The 19,518-nt window shown below is 68.0% G+C and carries 18 protein-coding genes and 4 pseudogenes; 15 read left to right on the top strand and 7 right to left on the bottom strand.

Features of this window, described 5'->3' with window-relative positions:
* Nucleotides 1-59 precede the first annotated feature (59 nt).
* The 3 genes from ACWD5O_RS28795 to ACWD5O_RS28805 all read right to left on the bottom strand — a co-directional run bounded on the left by ACWD5O_RS28795 (nt 60) and on the right by ACWD5O_RS28805 (nt 1,598).
* The gene (locus ACWD5O_RS28795) at nt 60-1,010 is read right to left on the bottom strand and encodes a helix-turn-helix domain-containing protein (protein WP_450087187.1); all 951 of its coding nucleotides are present in this window, start codon (nt 1,008-1,010) and stop codon (nt 60-62) included.
* Between the two features lie 108 nt (nt 1,011-1,118).
* Nucleotides 1,119-1,277: a hypothetical protein gene (locus tag ACWD5O_RS28800; RefSeq protein ID WP_387329465.1), complete on the bottom strand. Its 159-nt coding sequence runs from the start codon at nt 1,275-1,277 to the stop codon at nt 1,119-1,121.
* The gene (locus ACWD5O_RS28805) at nt 1,278-1,598 is read right to left on the bottom strand and encodes a Tn3 family transposase (protein ID WP_450087188.1); all 321 of its coding nucleotides are present in this window, start codon (nt 1,596-1,598) and stop codon (nt 1,278-1,280) included.
* A 982-nt stretch (nt 1,599-2,580) separates the two neighbouring features.
* Between ACWD5O_RS28805 and ACWD5O_RS28810 the strand changes: the two genes are divergently transcribed.
* The 7 genes from ACWD5O_RS28810 to ACWD5O_RS28840 all read left to right on the top strand — a co-directional run bounded on the left by ACWD5O_RS28810 (nt 2,581) and on the right by ACWD5O_RS28840 (nt 9,598).
* Complete coding sequence (locus tag ACWD5O_RS28810) at nt 2,581-3,708, top strand: hypothetical protein (RefSeq protein WP_450087189.1); 1,128 nt, start codon at nt 2,581-2,583, stop codon at nt 3,706-3,708.
* Nucleotides 3,709-3,886: 178 nt separating this feature from the next.
* Nucleotides 3,887-4,921 (top strand): DUF4192 domain-containing protein, encoded by a 1,035-nt coding sequence (locus ACWD5O_RS28815; protein ID WP_450087190.1) that lies wholly within the window; start codon nt 3,887-3,889, stop codon nt 4,919-4,921.
* A 5-nt stretch (nt 4,922-4,926) separates the two neighbouring features.
* Nucleotides 4,927-5,379, top strand: coding sequence for a hypothetical protein (locus ACWD5O_RS28820; protein WP_450087191.1), 453 nt, complete (start codon nt 4,927-4,929; stop codon nt 5,377-5,379).
* Nucleotides 5,380-5,632: 253 nt separating this feature from the next.
* Entirely contained in the window at nt 5,633-5,911 is a 279-nt protein-coding gene (locus ACWD5O_RS28825) for a hypothetical protein (protein WP_450087192.1), read from the top strand.
* Nucleotides 5,912-6,185: 274 nt separating this feature from the next.
* Nucleotides 6,186-6,863: a GGDEF domain-containing protein gene (locus ACWD5O_RS28830; protein ID WP_450087193.1), complete on the top strand. Its 678-nt coding sequence runs from the start codon at nt 6,186-6,188 to the stop codon at nt 6,861-6,863.
* Nucleotides 6,864-7,069: 206 nt separating this feature from the next.
* Entirely contained in the window at nt 7,070-8,155 is a 1,086-nt protein-coding gene (locus ACWD5O_RS28835; RefSeq protein ID WP_450087194.1) for a hypothetical protein, read from the top strand.
* A 275-nt stretch (nt 8,156-8,430) separates the two neighbouring features.
* Nucleotides 8,431-9,598 (top strand): IS3 family transposase gene (locus ACWD5O_RS28840; protein ID WP_450087195.1). Its coding sequence is split into 2 segments (ribosomal slippage): nt 8,431-8,715 and nt 8,717-9,598, totalling 1,167 coding nucleotides; the frame shifts between segments, so codons are not numbered across the junction.
* A 108-nt stretch (nt 9,599-9,706) separates the two neighbouring features.
* Here ACWD5O_RS28840 and ACWD5O_RS28845 read toward each other — a convergent pair.
* The gene (locus ACWD5O_RS28845) at nt 9,707-10,936 is read right to left on the bottom strand and encodes a low temperature requirement protein A (RefSeq protein WP_450087196.1); all 1,230 of its coding nucleotides are present in this window, start codon (nt 10,934-10,936) and stop codon (nt 9,707-9,709) included.
* Between the two features lie 397 nt (nt 10,937-11,333).
* Nucleotides 11,334-11,531, bottom strand: a pseudogene (locus ACWD5O_RS28850) (NF041680 family putative transposase); the annotation flags it as partial.
* Here ACWD5O_RS28850 and ACWD5O_RS28855 point away from each other — a divergent pair.
* Together ACWD5O_RS28855 and ACWD5O_RS28860 are read left to right on the top strand one after the other, a co-directional pair.
* Nucleotides 11,512-12,087 (top strand): annotated as a pseudogene (locus ACWD5O_RS28855) (proton-conducting transporter transmembrane domain-containing protein); the annotation flags it as partial. The pseudogenes ACWD5O_RS28850 and ACWD5O_RS28855 overlap by 20 nt on opposite strands.
* A 539-nt stretch (nt 12,088-12,626) precedes the next feature.
* Nucleotides 12,627-13,349, top strand: a complete 723-nt coding sequence (locus ACWD5O_RS28860) for a peptidase M23 (RefSeq protein WP_450087197.1) — start codon at nt 12,627-12,629, stop codon at nt 13,347-13,349.
* An 86-nt stretch (nt 13,350-13,435) separates the two neighbouring features.
* Here the strand turns inward: ACWD5O_RS28860 and ACWD5O_RS28865 are convergent.
* Nucleotides 13,436-13,786 (bottom strand): annotated as a pseudogene (locus tag ACWD5O_RS28865) (multicopper oxidase domain-containing protein); the annotation flags it as partial.
* Between the two features lie 54 nt (nt 13,787-13,840).
* Nucleotides 13,841-14,179, bottom strand: a pseudogene (locus tag ACWD5O_RS28870) (IS6 family transposase); the annotation flags it as partial.
* Nucleotides 14,180-14,188: 9 nt separating this feature from the next.
* Between ACWD5O_RS28870 and ACWD5O_RS28875 the strand changes: the two are divergent.
* The 6 genes from ACWD5O_RS28875 (at nt 14,189) to ACWD5O_RS28900 (ending at nt 19,514) form a co-directional block, all read left to right on the top strand.
* Nucleotides 14,189-14,446 (top strand): hypothetical protein, encoded by a 258-nt coding sequence (locus ACWD5O_RS28875; protein ID WP_450087198.1) that lies wholly within the window; start codon nt 14,189-14,191, stop codon nt 14,444-14,446.
* A complete protein-coding gene (locus tag ACWD5O_RS28880) occupies nt 14,415-14,777 on the top strand; it encodes a hypothetical protein (RefSeq protein ID WP_450006161.1) in 363 nt (120 codons plus the stop codon). Before ACWD5O_RS28875 ends, ACWD5O_RS28880 begins: the two co-directional genes overlap by 32 nt.
* Nucleotides 14,774-15,853, top strand: a complete 1,080-nt coding sequence (locus ACWD5O_RS28885) for an ABC transporter ATP-binding protein (protein ID WP_450006159.1) — start codon at nt 14,774-14,776, stop codon at nt 15,851-15,853. Before ACWD5O_RS28880 ends, ACWD5O_RS28885 begins: the two co-directional genes overlap by 4 nt.
* On the top strand, nt 15,850-17,637 hold the full coding sequence (locus ACWD5O_RS28890) for an ABC transporter permease (RefSeq protein ID WP_450006157.1): 1,788 nt from the start codon (nt 15,850-15,852) through the stop codon (nt 17,635-17,637). The genes ACWD5O_RS28885 and ACWD5O_RS28890 overlap by 4 nt, the downstream gene beginning before the upstream one ends.
* Nucleotides 17,638-17,658: 21 nt before the next feature.
* Entirely contained in the window at nt 17,659-18,753 is a 1,095-nt protein-coding gene (locus ACWD5O_RS28895; protein ID WP_450087199.1) for an ABC transporter substrate-binding protein, read from the top strand.
* A 113-nt stretch (nt 18,754-18,866) separates the two neighbouring features.
* Nucleotides 18,867-19,514, top strand: coding sequence for a GntR family transcriptional regulator (locus ACWD5O_RS28900; protein ID WP_450087200.1), 648 nt, complete (start codon nt 18,867-18,869; stop codon nt 19,512-19,514).
* Nucleotides 19,515-19,518 lie beyond the last annotated feature (4 nt).

A 19,518-nucleotide genomic window follows, 5' to 3' on the forward strand; every position in this document is an offset into this window, starting at 1 on the left:
TCCTCTGCTTTGGGGTGCCCCCAAATTAGCGGGTCGTGAGCTGTCGCTCTTGTAAGAAATCAATCGGCCGGCAGCGGCCAGCCGTCCAGCACGTGGCCGGGATGTTCGCGCAGGAACCGCCGCCGGACTTCGACGTACCGGGTCGGCGTGAGCCCGGTGAACGCCCGGAACTCGTGGCCGAAGTGGGCCTGGTCGAAGTAGCCTGCGCCACCGGCGAGGTCGCCCCAGTCGATCGGTCCGGCGGGGTTGATCGCGAACACGGTGGCGGCGAAGCGGTAGGTGCGGGCCAGCCGCTTCGGCGTGACGCCGATGAGCTCCTTGAACCGCTGTGCCAGATGAGTGCTGCTGACACCGGCTGAAACCCTCAGGTCGTCGATAGCCACCGCCCCGCTGGTCGCCGCGATGACGCTGCTCGTATGGCGGACCAGCCCCAGGCCGGCGGCCTCGCACAGCCGTCGCATTAGCTCCTCCTCGAGCAGCGTCAGCATCTCGTGCGGTCCGTCCGCTGTGGCCAGCCGGTCTCGCAGCTCGGCGATGGCGGGCCGGCCCCAAACCTGCTCTAGCGTCACCGGCCGGTCACACAGCTCGGCCGCGGGCATCGGCAGGAACGGCGCCGGCCCCCACGGCTTGAAGTGCACGCCGACGGACCGGGTCCGGGGTGGGTAGCCGAACTCCCACGCGCGGGTGGGCATGGTGACCACGCAGCCGTCGGCGTACTCGGCCGTCTCGATGTCGGTGCCGGCGCGGATGCGGAACGGCGCCCCGAGGTTGACGATGAGCAACGCCGCCGGACTTGCCGGCAGCGTCAGCCGGGCGTACGGCGGCGCACCCTGCAGGTAGTAAAGGTCGTCGATCAGCCCGTCCAGCGGCGGTCGCGGCACTCTGGACACGTACTCCATGCCCACAGCATCGCCGACGCCCCGCCGGCATCGCGCGCCGGGATGGTCCAGCCGCGCTGCCGCCAGCATCGAGCCGGCGCCGATCCCGGACGAGCGCCCGGCCGCGGACATTTGCGTGGGATACGCGTGCTGCGTGAGAGATGGAGGAGTCTCGGCCCTCCAGTGTCGCCCTGCATGGGGGAGGCGCTAAACCACCCCCTGCTGCGTTACCGTGCCCTGCTACGCGGCCGCGGGCTGTTCGCCGCCAAAGTCGACCTCGTCCAGCGCGGGGTCGAACACGTCCGGCGGGATGTGGAGTTCGTCGGTCGCGTAGGCGCCGATCCGGAGGATGTGGGAGGTCAGGTAGGGCGAGAGCTGGGCCAGATCCTCAGCGGTCACCTACCACCCCTCGGCAACCAGCTGCCGGATGACCTCCATCATGTCGATCGCGATGTGGAACACGATCAGGTTGCACAGCAGCGAGTTCCATTTGACGACTTTTCCTGCTCGGCCGGGTCGTTCTCGGCGATCACGCCCTGATTGCCGAACCGGGGCCCAGGCGGAGAACCCGTTGTAGGCCTCGGCCTTGTTGGTGGCCGCGGTCACCCGTGCCCGCAGCCCCGAGTCGGCGAGGAACCGCAGCAGCGCCACGGTCCGCATCACGCGCCCGACCTCCCGGAACGCCTTGTAGATCTGGTTTTTGCACGAATTCGACGACAATCAGCGCATCAGCGTCACCGAAGACACTTTGCATTGTGAAGAGCCGTCAAACCTGATGGCTCTGCACTGACTGCACCCGCTGCGGTCAATCGGTCAATCGCAAACCCTGGCTGCAAGACTCCCTCGATGCCGGTCGCGACCGACCAGTGGATCAACCAATCCGACACCTGCCGCATGTCCGCCGTCTGCGGAGTCAGCGTGAGCTGCGCCGGCGCCGGTTCCGCTGCACAGGTCACCAGCTGCCTACCAGGTGATCGGTAGGCCCGCCCCGGTCCGGTTCACAGCGGGACCGGCCCGCGGCGAAGAGTCCCGCAGCGGTCTCCCGTCACCGGCCGAGCAGCGAAGGCTCGCTGGCTGACGAGATCAGCCAGGCGGGCCGCAGGTCCGGCGGATTCCCCTCCGGCCAGCAGCCCTGACACGGGGGAGGGGATTGCCGGGCTGTCAGGTCCTGCCAGGAGGCCGCACCTGACAGCCCAGCCGAAGGCGCTCCCGCAACGGCTACCTTGAGAGCTCCCCTTACTTTCCACGTGCCTCTGATCTGACGCCTCGCGCGACGGCATTGCGCCCACCAGCCACGGTCGGCCGCCGCTGCCAGCCTCGGATCTGGCACGCACAAACCCAACGCCCCTCGCCCACGCGACTGGGGCGCGGCACCACCATCCCTTCAGGCGGCCACCAACCGGTGGCCGCCTTCTTGCTGTTCTACGGAGGGCAACATGCTTCATCCCACCCGGCACCTGAGAGACGGTGATCTCCCAGCCGACCTCCACCCCGCCGCCTCGCCCGACCTCCTGCGCAGCACCATCGCGGCCGCCGGCGAACACACCAAAGTGCGCCCAGCCCGCGACATGGCCACCGTGCCGGTGGCTACGTGCGCCGGGTTGGTCACGGGCAGGCCCTCGGCTACTGCCGGCAGTCGGGCGGCGCAGCGATGACCGGCGGGACCCCGGCGGACCAGGTCCCTACCCTGCATGCCGAAACGATGGCTGCCATCGAGCAACGGGCGGCGCTGGCCGTCGAGGCCCGCTCCGCCCTCATCGCCGCGCTGCGCAGCAGGCTGATCTGCCGCCCGGGATGCGAGGACGCCCTCGCAACATGGGGCCTGGAACCGCTGCCGCAACAGTGGACCATCTCCGCCCAGGCGCACCTGTCGTACACGCGGTCGCACACCGACGAGGACGAGGCCCGAGAGCAAGCGCGCTGGGGTGTACCGGACGAGCTGTGCCTGCTGCAGCCGGCGATGGCGGTCTACCCGCAACACGTCATCGACGTGGCACCCACCTCCAACGGGCCTGGGCCGCACCGATACCGCATCACCGTGCAGTTCACGCTCCAGACCTGGGCCACGGCGACCCGGGAGGCGGACGCGCGCGACGCCGCTCGCACGACGATGGACCACCAGCTACAGGCGCTGGCTGACGCCGGCATCACCCTGACCAGGCTGACCTGGCAAACCGCCGACAGCCCTGACGAGGCCCCGCCGGACGACATCCACACCAATGCGCAACCCCTGGTCGGCGCGGTAAACCTGACCGACGTCGACCGCCTCACCGCTGCGACGGCGGCGCGTGACGCTGCCGTACAGGCCCTCACCGGGCTGCAGCGCAGCATCCGCGCCCGCGCGATCCGCGCCCTGGTCGACGACGAGTTCGGCGGCATCTATCAGCACGCCGCGCAGCGGGTCGACCAGTTCCTCATCGACCTCTGGCTCGACCCCCTGCCTCGAGCACACCACATCACGGTGATCGCCGACCTCACGCTGCCGGTCGGCGACGGCACCGCCCGGGACGCCTGCGACGCGGCACGACACAGGATGCGCACGGTCACCACCAGCAGCCCGGACCAGGCACGGCCGTGGACCGCATACGGCTGGACCATCCCCGAGCACGCCACCGTCGACCAGGACGGCTGGCGAATTCCGTGGCAGCACGAGTACGAGATGTGGCTACGCGGACACGCCACTCCCGCCGACGCCACCACCGCAGCCGAAGCCCTCGTCCGCGCAGACCTGACCCGGGCACTGGCCGGCATCGACCACCACCTGGTCACGGTGACCGCCACCGTCGAACGCCTCGGCATCGACCTGCACCTGGACCCCGACAGCGACTGAACCGTCCGCCGGATATCTCCGCGGCCCCGAGCAGGTGCCACCCGAGCCCTCCCGCCTACGGGCAGACCTCAGTTGGCGCCTGCTCGCGGATCGATGCTGCGCGCGGCGGCAGCCACGACTACGCGGTCACGCCGGCGTCCCACCCTCTGCCGAACCCACCTTCTGTTGGGAGATCATCGTGTCGCTCTCCGAGAACAAACTGACCGTCCGATCCTCAGCCGACCTGGCGACCGCGGTGCCGTACCTCATCGGCTTCCATCCCGGCGACGGCAGCATCGTCGTGATCGCCTGCCGAGACCGGCGGATCGTGTTCGCCGCCCGAGGCGACCTGCCGGCCCCCGGAGCCCCCGCCCACCAGCTGCGCGAGCTCACCGCTCACCTCGTCCCGGTCGTGCAGCGGCAGCAGCCGATCACCGACCTCGTGATCGTCGGCTACGGCACCCAGGCACACGTCGACCCGGCACTGCGTGCCATCGGCGATGCGTTCACCTCCACCGGCCTGGCCGTGCGGGAACTGCTACGGGTCACCAAAACCCACATCTTCAGCCTCACCTGCGACGATCCCGCCTGCTGCCCACCACGCGGAACCCCCTTCGACCCCACCACCTCCCTCATCGCCGTGCAAGCGACTGTCGCCGGGCTCGTCGCAAGGCCGGACCGGGCGGCAGTGGCCAGCCGCTTCACCGCCGTAGACCGCGCCGGCGACGGCATCCGACACGCCACAACCGACGCGACCGCCCGCATGGCGACCTTGAAAACCGCCGGCAGCACCGCGGTGTACGAGGCCGGCGTCCACGCGGTCCGCGGCGCGCTACGACAGAACGACGGCGGCACACATCTCACCGACGACGAGGTGGCCTGGCTGACCGTGCTGCTGACGCACAGGCCCGTGCGGGACCTCGCCGTCGACCTCACCCAACCGCACGACCAGCACGTCACCTTCTGGGCCGAGATCACCCGCCGCGCCGACGAGCCGCTCGCGCCAGCGCCCGCGACCGTACTCGCGCTCACCGCCTGGCGCTGCGGTGACGGCGTCCTGGCCGCCATGGCCGCCGAACGAGCCCTGCAGGTCAACCCCGACTACCAGCTCGCCGACCTGCTCCTACAGGCCCTGCACGCCGGTCTGCCGCCCTCCGCCATCGAGCAGGCAATCGCCAGCACCCACCCCAACCCATCGACCCCGAGCCTGAACACCCCTTCAGAACAGGAGTAACCACGGTGGATCCCATCCGCAGCATCCTGCTGTCTCTCGCCCGCACCGCCGAAGAAGCCCGACTGCGCTCGCACGCCGAACGCGCCGCCCTGCGCGCCCGCGGCGAAACGCCCACCCGCACCGAGGCATTCGTCTACGACATCCAGGCCAGCCTGTGCCTGATCACCGCGATCACCGCAGCCGACCTTCCGGTGAACTTCCGCCTCTACGACACCACCTTGTCCCGAGACCCGCTCACGGCAGCCGCACAGCTTCGCCAGGTCACCTCCGCCTACGACCACAGCGGGCCGATAGAGGCCGCACACGAGGCAGCGCGGCTGGCCTACAAGGCGGCGTTCGCCGAGCCGCTAACCGCGCGGGAACAGCACTACGTCGACCTGCTCGTCGACCTGCCCGCCGCGCGACGCGACAAGATCATCGAAATGGCGGAGGAACGCGCCCGCCACCTGCCGGCATGAGCATCGGCGCACCTACCGACGGCACCCCCACTCGCCCTTCAACCCGAAGCGCAACAGCACGCCGTGCTCCCCACCCGACAGTGGGCGGACGAAGTCCCGCCGCGCCTAACAGCGTGGGCCACGACGGGGGAGTGAGTCACGACGGCGCAACATCCCGCCCGGCAACCCCATCCGGCTCAGCGGCCGCTGCTGCACGACCTGCTGCGGGCGCACGACGTACCGGGCGTGGGCAGCAACCCCAGGGAAGGAACCCATGAGCCTGTACACCCTCACACCCAAACCCGGGTTCGAGCTGTACACCATCCAGGTCGGGTGGAATCCCCACCGCACGTACGTCGCCACCGTCGTCGACTTCACCTGGGACCCGGTCACCGAACCCCACCACGAACCCGACACCATCCACCTTGGCCGGATCGAGACGATTCTCGACCCGGCCGAGGTGCTTCTGGCCGTCGCACCCTACGCCGAGATACCAGCCGACCTACCCGCCAGACTCCGCGCCGACCAGGCCGCGCACCCGCTGGGCCGCTGACACCAACTCCCGGTCGGCTGACGTCGCATCGCGCGCCAACGGCGGCAACCAACTCTCAGGCACGCCACCACGAGCACTGACTGAACCGCCCCGATGACGCCTCCTCGGGGAGGTCGTCGTCATCACCGATGCCGTGAGCCCGAGCGGCACGAACCCGCAACCCGGCCCGCCAAAGGCGGGCCGTCGTCGTATCAGGACCCGGGACGCGCCGCCTACGAAACGTCCGCGTCCCGGGTTCTCCTGAAGGAGGAACCCAGTGTCCCTACCACTGATCATGATCGCCACCGCGGTGGTGGCGCTCGCCCTGGGCAGGCTCACCGCCTGGCCAACGATTTACAGCCTCCGCACCCAACTCGCCGACGCCACCGGGTCGATGCTCCACGACCCGCTGACCGGCATGCTCAACCGCGCCGGCCTGCAGGCCGCGCACGCGACCCTCGCCAAAACCGCCCCCGCACAGCCCCTCATCGTCGCCCTGATCGACCTCGACGACTTCAAACGCGTCAACGACACCCACGGCCACGGCCGGGGAGACGACCTCCTCATCGAAGTCGGCGACCGCATCACCGACATCGCCGCTGTTCACGGAGGCACCGCCGCGCGGCTCGCCGGCGATGAATACGCCGCGCTCCTGCCGGCCCGCACCGACGACCTCGACCGCATCGCCGACACCTTCGCCACGATCATTTCCCAGCCCGTCGCGCTTCCCGTAGACGGCAGCCCCGCCGCGGTCACCATCACCGCCAGCGTCGGTCTGGCACTCGTCGACACCAGCGACCCCCTCACCGACGTGGCCCTGCACCGCGCCGATATCGCCATGTACCACGCCAAGCGAAATGGCCGGAACCACCACGCCATCTACCAGCCGGGCATGACCATGCCGCCCGCACAGCACCGTCGCGGACCTCGCCTGCGCGACCGGCGCCAGCCGACCGACGGGGTCACGGCATGACCGCCCCGCGTGAGGAGATGGCCTGCCAGAGCTGCCTCTCCCCGCTGAACACCCTCGGCGTACCACCCACCTACGTACACCCGACCCACCTCGCCACCGACGGACACGAACCAGCGCCCGTCCCGGTCAGCAAGCTCGACACCGTCCGCCGCAGCTGCGACTTCTGCGGCGACCCGTACCCGATCTGGACACTGCACGGCGGCGAGGTGACCGCCATCGCCATCGGCCCCACCGCAGGGCTGGTCCAAGGCTTCGGCGACTCCTGGGCAGCATGCGCGGCCTGCCAAACCCACATCGACGAGGGCCGCAACGACAAGGTCATCGACCGCGCGGTACGGGCACTCGGCCTCGCCAACCATCCACAGGCGCGAGAACGAATCGAGGAACTGCACCTGGCGTTCCTCAACGCCCGACTCCCCGGCCGAACGCTCATCACGACGACCGCCTGGCCGGCAACCACCATCACCGCCGCAGAGCTGCCCAAGGTTCGTGACCGGCTCACCCGCTTCTACCGAGGCACCGACAACCTGCCCGCCACGCTCGGAATCACCGACGCACGTCAGCAGATAGCTGCCGGTCTCGAACGATCACACCTGTACTGGATCGACAACGACTTCACCGACCTGGCCGAGCACGCCACAGCCCAGCTTCCCGACGTACGCATCAGCCGCGACCTCATGCCCTCGGCCGACGGAATGCTCATCTGGCCCCGGCCAGTGACACACCGGCAGCTCACCGCCGCATCCTGGACCGACACCATCCACGGCCGGAAAATAGTCCTCTACCGCACCATCGGCGCGGGACTGCACGGCAAGCCACTGCAGCGGCTACGCGAACAGGTCGGTTGGCTCGCACCGATGAGCGCAGCCCGCCTCGCCGAACAGCACCTGATACACGGTGACCAACCGGTGGCAGCGCTGGTCGCGACGTGGCTGCTGATCGCACAGCAAACCGCAGAAGTCACCACCACAGGAGTGGACAAAGCCGTCGCCAAGACCTACGCCCGCACCAACCGGCCCGTACCCGAGCTGCGCATCGTGCGCATCCGCGGCCGCCGCACCAGCCCAGGGCCGGACCGGGAACCGACGCCAGGCAGCCAAGGACGCTCTCAGACCAGTCGGTTCTGGGTCTCCGGCCACTGGCGCAACCAAGCCCACGGCCCCGGCCGATCGCTGCGCCGCCCCGTCTACATCCACCCCTTCCTCAGAGGCCCCGACGATGCGCCGATCAGGCTGAGCACCACCGTACGCATACTCAGCAGCCACCAACCCAAGCCCCAAGATCATAAGTAGATAGCGTCGTCGGCGGTGGCACAGTTCCGCCCGTCCCACCGCCGACATCGGAAACTTGATCACCGATAGGAGGGTGCCGCAGCACACGGAGCAAGAGGGTGGAGGCGCCGATGGTGTCAACCATCAACCGGCGCAGGACAATCTTATGGCACCGATAGTTGGCGCCCTGGCGGAGGAGTCCTGAGCTACCTGGTGAGCCGGGTGTCCGGGTCTGCTGCACCGATAGGTGACATCTGAGATGGCTTGCCCTGGTGGTGGGCTGGAAGGATGTTGCTGTGCCCAAGCCCTACCCTCGTGAGTTCCGTGATGATGTCGTGCGGGTGGTCCGTGACCGTGATCCGGGCGTGACGGTCGAGCAGATCGCGAAGGACTTCGGAGTACACCCGATGACGTTGTTCAAATGGCTGCGCCAGGCTGACGTTGACGCTGGAACCAAACCGGGTGTCAGCGGCAGCGAGTCAGCCGAGCTGCGTGAGGCCCGCAAGCGGATCAAGCTGCTGGAGCAGGAGAACGAGGTCCTGCGCCGGGCTGCGGCGTATCTGTCGCAGGCGAACCTGCCGGGAAAGGCTCTACCCGCTCGTGAGCGAGCTGGCCGCCGACGGAATCCCCGTGGCGGTGACGTGCCGGGTATTGAAGATCGCTCGCCAGCCCTACTACCGGTGGCTGGCCCGACCAGTCACGACCATCGAGCAGGTAGCGGCGTATCGGGCCAACGCGTTGTTCGACGCCCACCGTGATGATCCGGAGTTCGGCTACCGGTTCCTGGTCGACGAGGCCCGCGACGCCGGGCAGTCGATGGCCGATCGAACCGCGTGGCGGATCTGCTCGGGTAACGGCTGGTGGAGCGCGTTCGGCAAGAAGAAGCGTCGCGGCAAGGGCCGCAAGGTTGGCCCGCCGGTGCATGACGATCTCGTGCGCCGGGACTTCACCGCGCAGCGGCCGAACCGGCTGTGGCTAGCCGACATCACCGAGCACCAGACCGCCGAGGGCAAGCTCTACCTGTGCGCGATCAAGGACGTCTGGTCCCACCGGATCGTGGGGTACTCCATCGACTCGCGGATGAAGTCCCGCCTGGCCGTCGCCGCGCTGGACAACGCCGCCACCCGGCGCGGTGACCTGGCCGGCTGCGTCCTGCACGCCGACCGCGGATCCCAATTCCGGTCCAGGAAGTTCGTCCGAGCCCTCAACCGGCACCACATGGTCGGATCGATGGGCCGCGTCGGCGCCGCCGGCGACAACGCCGCCATGGAATCCTTCTTCGGGCTCCTGCAGAACAACGTCCTGAACCGACGATCATGGGCCACCCGCGAGCAACTACGGATCGCCATCGTGACCTGGATCGAACGGACCTACCACCGCCGCAGACGACAGCGGTCGCTGTCTCGGTTGACCCCCGTTGAATTCGAGACCATCATGCACCCACCGGCCAGTCAGGCCGCGTGACTACACCTGTCACCTGACGGTGCAGCAGACCCGCTCCACAAAGTGGCGGGGCATCGACGCGGCAAACCTTCCATCCGCCGTCGATGCCCGCTCTTGCTTGGGCGGCGGTCAGCCGGGCGGCGACGGGACCTCCGGTGGCTTGCCCGCAGCGTTGCGCCAGTCCAGCACGGCGATGAGCAGCAGCACTGCGGCGGCGGTGGTCGCGGTGGCCAGCGGCGACACCCGCCCCATCAGCGGGGCTGCCGCGGCCAGCAGGGCGATGCCGACGATCCTGCGCCGCGAGACCCGGGCGAACACCAGATGCTCCAGGCGGGCCCGGCCGACGAGGAACAGCGCCGGCCCGCCCAGGATTGTCGCCAGCCACGACGGGTGTGTCACGTGGGTGTGGCTGTGCTGCACGATCTCATATCCGATTGCGGTGGTGACGATGCCCAGCACCATCAGCGCATGCGCGAACCCGACCCGTCGACCCCACCCCGCGGGATCGTCTGCCGCGTCAAGGGCCTCGGGCAGCAGCTCACCGGCCTTTTGGAAGTACACCCGCCACAGCAGCGTCGTGGTGGCGAAAGCGATCACCAGGCCAGCAGTCTTGTAGAGGTCGTGCGGGTGGGTGCTATAGCTGGTCCCGACGGCGAGGATGCTCGCACCGAGGGCGATCATCAACAGCTGTTGGTTCCGGTCCGCCAGGTAGTGCCCGGCGAGCTGCCAGATGGTGTTCTGACGCCGACCCAGCCCGGGCAACGGCCAGCCCAACCTCGCCGATCCCAGATCCACCACCGCCGCCACCGCCCACCACACCAGCTGGGCGGCGCCGACGGCCAACCCGCCGCCTACCCAAAACACCCCGGCCAGGCATAACCACGCCGTTACCCGCCAGTACAACCGGCGCAACCGGTGCGACCGCAGACCCAGCGACATCACGGCCGGGCGCGCCACCCGTGCCGTCACGAACACCACCGCGAACACCAGACCATTACCGGCGAACGCCCCCGGCACAGCCGTCCCCATGATCATCATGGCGAAGGTGCTGAGCAGCAGCATCACCCGAGTGCCCGCGCCGCGTGGCTCGAACCGGCCGGTGAGGTACGCGGTGGTGGTCCACAGGTACATCACCGATATGAGCAGCAACACCGTCCGGCCGGCATTGCCCCACCGCTGCGCCGGGTCGTCGCTGAGGAAACCGGGCAACGACCCCGCGACCACACGGTCGAACGCGAACACCACCGCCAGATCGAAGAACAACTCCACGAACGTCGCCTGCTGCGCGCTGCCGCTCCGCCGCAGCAAACCCACCGCCCGACCCGCGGCCTGCCGCCGCCCGGCAAACCGGCTGCCCATTTGCCCCATTCAACTGCCCGGCAGGCCCGAACACACCCGATACCGCCAAGTCAACCGCCGCTCTTGAACGCATAACCGCTCGCTGCCATCCCGTCTGCCGCCGACCCACACCTCGGTGGAGGGCACTGTTGCGTTGAGCGTTGGCAAGATCGAGGCAGGCTTGAGCAGTGACGTCATCGACCCGGCCTGACCCGTGGCTGCCTCCGAAGTCGGCGTTCGCCGGGTTCCGGTTCCCGCCCGAGGTGATCGTGGTCGCGGTCCGCTGGTATCTGCGGTTCAACGCTCAACGCAACAGTGCCGTTGTATGTCACGGCACGAAATGATCGTCCGTTGTGGGCGAAGGACAGCAAGAACTCTTGACAGTTGAAGATCGAAAGCTGTGCGACAGCCTCGTGACTCTCGCGCGGAGGTGCCGAAACCCTCGGCGGACGCGGGCGGGTGACAGACGCTGCGGTGGTGCGGGTTTCTCCCAGGGCCAGCGCAGGTCGGCGGCCAGGGCGCAGGTCAGACGGAGCTGGGTGTAGGCGCCGAGGATCATCCAGGTCCAGCGGTCGGCGGCCTGTGGCGTGCGGATCTTCGGGCAGGTGGATCCGAGGCGACTGCTCGGCTTGTCCACCGTCAGCCAGGTCGGCTTTCTCCTCGTGCCGGTCGTGGCCGCCGGCCGCAGCGACCTCGCCCTGCCCTCGCTGCTGGTCTACCTCACCGGTAACGTGGTCACCAACATCGCCGCGTTCGCTGCCACCGCGGCTCTGCCCGAGTGCCGGGACCTCGCCCACTGGCGGGGGGTCGCGGGCCGTCGGCCGGGGTTGGCGGCAGCGCTGCTGGTGGCCCTGCTCGGCCTGGTGGGAACCCCACCCACCGCCGTGTTCGTCGGCAAGCTCACGACGGCGACCGCCGCGTGGGACGGCGGCTACGCCTGGCTCGCGGTCGTCGTCTTCGCGAACAGCGTGGTCAGCCTGTTCTACTACCTGCGCTGGATCATCCCGACCTACCGCGAGCCCGCGCTCGCACCGCCGGGCAGCGATCACTCCCCGTCCCATGACAAGCCACGGAGGCCGTGGTCGGCGAGGGTTGCGGTGACCGCTGCCGCACTCAGCCACGCGGTGGGTGTCGCCGCGGGCCTGCTGTGGGACGCGGCGGCGTCGCCCTAGACGCTGGACAGACGGTCCGGTGAACGGGGCGGGAACCGCCGGTGACCGCGAGCCGCGACCCGGTGATCAAACAGGGCGAATACGCCGATCTGCCATAGGTCTTGTAGCGAACGGTCGAACCCCATATCACCTGAAAGGCTGAGTTAATCGATCATCGGGTCGCAGTTGGCCTGCTGGGCCGTTCCGACCCTGCCCTCCGGCGCGCGACGGAATGACCTGTTTGCCCGGACGGCGAGGATCCTCCCCATCGCCGCCGGAGCCAGCCTGAGGCTCCCCTTGCGGCCGAGCAAAGTGTGGTCACCGCCACATGATCACCGTGTGTAACCGCTGCTGACCCTGCTTAGCCTCGTCGGATGCATAACGACGGCAACCTCGACGACCATCACGGCCTCGGCGGACCGACTGACCGTTCGGACGATGCTACCTCCACCGACCGGAGAGCCGGACGGTTTCAGCCTCGGCTGTCCAGGGCCGTATCGCGGCTCACCGGCCTCGTCGGTCTCGATAACCAGGCCGCCGACCGGCGGCACCGGAACCGCATGGCGATGGTCACCGGTGCAGCCTGCTGCCTCGGACTGGTCGGCTTCGCCCTGATTCCCGCCAACCCCGCCGGCCAGTCACCGGCCCCCGACCAGCGTGCCGAGATCGCCCAGCGGGCGGAAGCTGACGCCGCCTCCCGCGCGATGGCCCGCGAGTCCGCCGCCCCGGTCACCGAAAGCCCCGCCCCCGCAAGCTCCCCGTCACCGACGGCCAAGCCCACCCCGGAGGCGAAGGCGACCGCGAAGGCGACCGTGAAGCCCAAGCCCAAGCCCACGCCTAAGCGGATCGTCCCGGTCGCCGGGCTGGACCAGGCCCAGATGGACAACGCGACGACGATCGTCCGCACCGGCCAGAAGATGGACGTGCCGCGCAAGGCGCTGGTCATCGCGGTAGCCACCGCCATGCAGGAGAGCAACCTGTACAACTACGCCAGCGGCGTGCTGCCGGAGTCGCAGAACTACCCGCACCAGGCGATCGGCTGGGACCACGACTCGGTCGGGCTCTTCCAGCAGCGGCCCAGCTCCGGCTGGGGCGCGATTCGGGACCTGATGAAGCCCGAGTACGCCACCCAGCAGTTCCTCACCGCACTATCGGAGGTTCCCGGCTGGCAGGACCTTCCGCTGACCGTCGCGGCGCAGACTGTGCAGGTGTCGGCGTTCGGATGGCTGTACGCCCAGCACGAGTGGCGGGCCACCGAGGTCGTGGACGCCGTCCTCTCCTGACGACCGCCCCCGAGCGGCTCCTGCTGGGTCAGCTGCCGCTTCAGCACGACCGTGCCTGACTGTCGAGATGGACCGTCGACGCGGCCTCAATCCCGGTAGTCGAGCGTGGCCATCATGCCGGCCTCGGCGTGGTAGACGTTGTGGCAGTGGGCCATCCAGCGGCCCGGGTTATCAGCGTCGAAGTCGACGGTGACCGTCCGGCCGGGAACGACGATGACGGTGTCCTTGCGGACGCCGCCACCGGCCACGGCGAAGGTGTGTCCGTGCAGGTGCATCGGGTGAAACATGTGGCTGCGGTTGACGAATTCCAGCCGCACCCGCTCACCCAGCCGCGCCGGCAGTGACGCGGCGTCGTGGTAGGTGGCTCCGTTGATGGTCCACCGGTAGGGGCTCATCGCCCCCAGCTTCAGCGGGTGCACTCGGTCCGGTCGCCGCCGGCCGGGCATACCTGACGGCCCACCTCTTGCTGGCGCTTAAGGGAGTGGCATGAGGCGGGCCGAGACGAGCACGTCGATGACCTGCCCGTCCTGGTCGACCGCCCGGTACACGTACCGCCACACCCAGTTGACCTTGACGTACGTCTCATCGACATGCCACCTGTCGCCTGGTGAGTGCCGGCAGAAGCGGGCGGCGTCGGCCAGCAGTGGGGTGAACCGCTGCATCCAGCGGTAGACGGTGACGTGGTCGATCTCCACGCCGCGTTCGACCAGCAGCTCTTCAACGTCGCGATAGGACAGGCTGTACCGCAGGTACCAGCGCACCGCGACGACGATCACCTCCGGCGGGAACCGGAACCCGGCGACCCGACTTCGGCGGCAGCCATGGGCCAGGTCGGGTCGATGACGTCACTGCTCAAGCCTGCCTCGATCTTGCCAACGCTCAACGCAACGGAGCCAGGTCGGGTGTTCGGCGAGTTCTTCGCAGGTCATGCCGTGTTCGCGGGCCTGCTGTCGCAGCCGGGCGGCAGCCCGATCGCGTTAGCTCACAGCAAAGGCTTGACTTTCGCCAACAGAGTTGGCAACAATTCTGCCCACTATTCCATCGACAAGTTGAAGGGAGGGCTGCGTGACCATCGTTGCGATGCCCGGGCTCGGTGAAGCCGGACGCCGGTACGCCTTCGACCTGCGCGCTCGCGGGTACCAGGTACAGGGCGTTGACCCTTATGTCGAACTCGGCGACGACCGGGTGGATCAGTTCGCCACGGTCGACGAGGCGGTGGCCGAGTCCGACCTGGTGATCGGCCTCGTCGGAGCCCGCGCCGCGGACGAGGGCGTGGTGGTGGTCGCGGCGGACCGCGTCGGCGAAGTGGTGGCGGCGAGCCAGGCCCGTGAAGCGAACGTGGCCACCGCCCGCCAGAGGTACCTGGCGGACGTGCTCTCCTGCGATCTACAGGGGTTTCGTACGGCTGACGAAGGGATGTCGACATGAAGGTCGACGTCCAAGGACTGACCCTGAAGTACGGCGACGCTGTGGCGGTTTCGAACCTGGACCTGACAGTGGGCGACGGTGAATCCCTGGTTCTCCTCGGGCAATCCGGCTGCGGCAAAACCAGCACCATGCGGTGCATCGCCGGGCTGGAGACACCAACTTCGGGCGTCATCAGTATCGGCGATCAGGCGGTATTCGACAGCGCTAACGGAGTCAACCGGGCTCCGCACACCCGCAACGTCGGCATGGTGTTCCAGTCGTATGCGATCTGGCCGCACATGACGGTCTTCGACAACGTCGCCTTCCCGCTGAAGATGAAGCGCCGTAAGAAGGCCGAGATTCGTGCCGTCGTCACCGAGACCCTCGACCTCGTCGGCCTGGCGCACCTGGCCGACCGCGGCGCTAGCCTGCTGTCCGGTGGGCAGATGCAGCGGGTGGCGCTGGCCCGCAGCCTCGCGATGCAACCGTCGGTCCTGCTGCTCGACGAACCGTTGTCCAACCTCGACGCCCGGCTGCGGCACAGGCTTCGGTTGGAACTGCGCGAACTACAGGTGCGGCTCGGCCTGACCTCGGTGTACGTAACCCACGACCAGGACGAGGCGATGGCGCTGGCGGACCGGATTGCGCTGATGCAGCACGGCCGGATCGTTCAGGTCGGCAAGCCTGAGGAGATCTACGCCCACCCCAAGAACGCGTCGATCGCCGAGTTTCTGGGGGTCGACAACCTCTTGCCGGTGACGCGTTCGGACACCACGAGCGTTCAGCTCACCGCCACCGGACAGACGCTCAAGGTCGAGCCGTACCAGGGGGATGGCGGCCCACTGCGGGCCTGCATCCGGGCCGAAGACGTGCAGATTTCCCGGGAACCGACCGGCGACGCGAACACGTTACGCGGCACGATCGTGAGCCGCGCGTTTCAGGGCTCCGTGGTTGCGTATCGGGTACGGATCAGCGACGGGGTCGAAATCGATGCCGTGCTGATGAAGTCGGCCGGGCATTCGTTCTCCATCAACAACCAGGTCAGCGTATCGCTGCCACCGGACGCCATCCAGGTCCTGCCCCTGGAGGCGTCATGACGGCCGCCGCCCCCTCCCCGACGGATGTCGACCCCAACCCTGCCGGCGTCGACCGCCCCCGCGTGGGCGTCGACCGCTCCCCGTTCAGGCGCCGCCTGTCATCGCTGCGAACCGCAACAGTTCCCGTCACGCTGCTGATCATCCTCGCCGTCCTGATCCTGGCTCCGGTCGGATTCGTGGCGCTCGCCGCGTTCACCACCAAGACCCCGCGGCCGGGCAACATCGGGTTCGACCTGACCATCGAGAACTTCCGGACCGTGTTCAGCAGCGGATCGCTGCAGGCGACCTGGAACTCGCTCAAGGTCGGAATCAGTGCCTCCGTCCTCGCGCTCCTCATCGGCGGTTTCCTGGCGTTCGTCACCGCACGCACGAACGTGTACGGGCGGCGCTTCCTATATCTCGTCGGGTTCGTCCCGATGCTCCTACCCTCGTACGTCGGAGCGCTCGCCTGGTCGGTGCTTGGCGGCAAGAACGCCGGGCTGCTCAATATCGCACTGCGCGACTTCGGACTACCCGGCTTCGTCAACATCAACAACCTGTCGGGCCTGGTGCTCGTGCTGGCGTTGTACTACGCGCCGTACGGGTTCCTGCTGATGCACGGCGCACTGAGCCTGATGAACCCGGAACTGGAACAGGTCGCAAACCTTCACGGCGCCCGGCCCGGCCAGGTGCTCCGAACCGTGACGTTTCCGCTGGTCACACCCGCGATTCTGGGCGCCGCCGTGCTGACATTCGTGCAGACCGTGGAGAACTTCCCGGTGTCGCAGATCATCGGCGGAGCGGCCGGCGTCGACACCCTACCCACCTACGTCTACCGGCTGATGAACTCCACACCGACGCGGGGGAACGAGGCCGCCGCGGTAGCGATCGCCCTGGTGGCCGTGGTGCTCGTAGTGACCGCGGTACAGCGGCGCATCCTGGCACGGCGGAAGTTCACCACGATCTCCGGAAAAGGCATGCGGCCCCGGCAGATCGACCTCGGCAGGTGGCGCCTTCCGGCTTTGCTCGCGGGCCTGATGTACTTCCTGCTCTCCAGCGTCCTGCCAGTGCTCGCGCTGCTGTTCGTCTCGCTGCACTCCTCGCCGTACATCGGCACGATTACCGGCGCTTTCACCCGATCCGATGCCTTCACGGCAAAGACCTACGTGAACGTGCTGTCCTCTGCGATCACACAGCGCGCGACGGTCAACAGCGTCCTCGTATCGGTGGCGGCTGCGGCACTTGGCACGGCATTAGCGTTCGTGGTCGCGTACGTGGTGCACCGCACGATACTGCCGGCGCGGCGACTGCTCGAGTACGTCTCGATGCTCCCGCTCGCGATCCCGGCGATCGTGCTCGGCCTCGGCCTACTGTGGACCTGGCTGATCGCACCGGTTCCGGTCTACGGGACGCTGACGGTGATGGTGATCGCGTTCACCGCGGCACAGATGCCACAGGGATTTCGCGGGGTGGCCTCGTCGATCGTCCAAGTGGACCGGGACCTCGAGGACTCCGCCGTGATGCACGGCGCCTCCCGCCCCCGAGCGGTTGCCGCGATCACTGCGCCGCTGCTGCGGGTCGGCCTGACGTCCACGTTCCTGCTCCTGCTGATGCTATCCATGCGGGAGCTGACCGTTCCACTCTTTCTGTTCACCTCCGACACTCGGCTGTTGTCCATTGTCATTTTCGACGACTTCGACAACGGCATCCTGCAACGGGCCGCAGCCACCAGCCTGCTGTATTGCGTGGTGATCCTGGCCCTGTCCGTGTTGGCCAGGCGTTTCGGCGCCAAGGAACTCAAGTAGCCCTCACCCCTGGAGTCGTCCATGAGATTTCGCCGTCCCCCTCTCAAGATTCTCGTCCCGGCTCTGATCGCCGGGCTTGTGATGTCCGCGTGCGGGCAGCCGAGCGAAACTGCGAAGGCGTCCGAGTTGATTGTCGGAGGCGAACTGATCGCCGACGAGGGTCTGTACGCAGCTGCCAAGAAGGAAGGCTCGCTGGTTTTCTACACCGGCGGCAGTGAGCAGTCGGAGAAGGCGGTCACCGAGGCGTTCACGAAGACCACCGGGATCGAGGTGGAAATCGTCCGGCTCGCGCCGAACAAGCTGACCGAACGGATCCTCTCCGAGTCGGGCGCTAAGAAGCTCGGCGCCGACGTGATGCGTACCTCCGGCGAGGACATCATCCTGGAGCTGGCCAAAGGCGGCGCGTTCCAGAAGACGAAGCTGTCGGAGCCGATCCAGAAGGCTGCGGGGAAGGCCGTCGGGCAGGACGGCCTCTATTTCGCCAGCTTCGACCGGGTCTATTCGTTTGCCTACAACCATGCCGCCGTGGGAGCGGGCAAGGGACCGCAGAACTGGGCGGACCTGTTGGACAGCAAGTGGAAGGACAAGCTGTCGATAGTTCAGGTCGGGGCCGGCGGAAGCACCGCGGCGCTTACCCGCTTCCAGCTCGACAAGCTGGGTGGGGACTACCTGAAGTCGTTCGCGGCCAACAAGCCCAGAATCTTTGACTCCTCCGCTGGCCAGACCGACGCGCTGACGCGCGGCGAGGTGTCGGTGGCGACGATGCCGGTGGCGACGGGGATCGGCGCCATCGCGGACGGTGCACCGCTGACGATCGCCGTGCCCGAGGAAGGCGCTGCCGGCTACCCCTTCTACATCGGGGTCGGCGCCCAAGCGCCGTCGCCGAACGCCGCCCAGGTGTTCGCCAACTGGTTGTTGTCGAAGGAGGCGCAGGAGATCGCCGCGAGCCAAGGCGACTACCCGGTCCGCACCGACGTCAAGACCCCGAAGATCGGCGACACGGAACTCCCCGCCCCCGACAAGGGGTGGCTGTACCGTGCGGACACCCAAACCACCCTGGAGCATGTCGAGCAGGACGCCAAGCTGTGGCGCGAGATCTTCGGCTACACCGGCTGATGCCACCCTCCGACGGCTCGGCTGCCACAGGCTGGATCGCACCCGCCGTGGCAGCCGAGCCGCGGGAGCATGTGCACCGATCCATCAGAACCTCGAACGGGGAAGGCACTTTGATGACGCTTGCCGATCGCATTCGTGAGGCGATCTTCTCCGGCGACCTGGCGCCGAATCAACGACTGATCGAAGCTGACCTGTGCGCGCAGTTTCAGGCTTCCCGATCGCACATCCGCAATGCCCTGACCGATCTAGTCGGCGAGGGCATTGTGGAGCGGATTCCGAACCGTGGCGCCAGGGTCAGGGCGATCACCGTGGAGGAAGCGGTCGCGATCAACGAGGTGCGCATGGTGGTGGAGGGCCTGTGCGCGGCGAAGGCGGCGGCACGGGTGACCGACGACCAGGCCGAACTCCTGCGTGCCATCGGCGAGCGTATGACGTCGGCGGTGATGTCCGGAGATCTGATCGGGTACTCGAACTTGAACAAGGAACTGCACTCGCTCATCGGGAGAATCAGCGGACAGACAGCGGCCTGCGAGGTCATCGAACGGCTGCGCGGTAACCTAGTACGCCATCAGGTTCGGCTGGCGCTGCAGCCTGGTCGGGCATCGGAATCCCTTCCGCAGCACCTCGCGATCATCGAGGCGATCTGCCACAAGGATCCCGATCGGGCTGAGGCCGAGATGCGAGCGCATCTCCGCAATGTGATCGAGGCACTGGAAGCCGCGAATCCCGCGGCGGAACACGCCTTCCCGCCCGGAGTGTGACGAA

The organism is Micromonospora sp. NPDC005161, assembly GCF_053599855.1.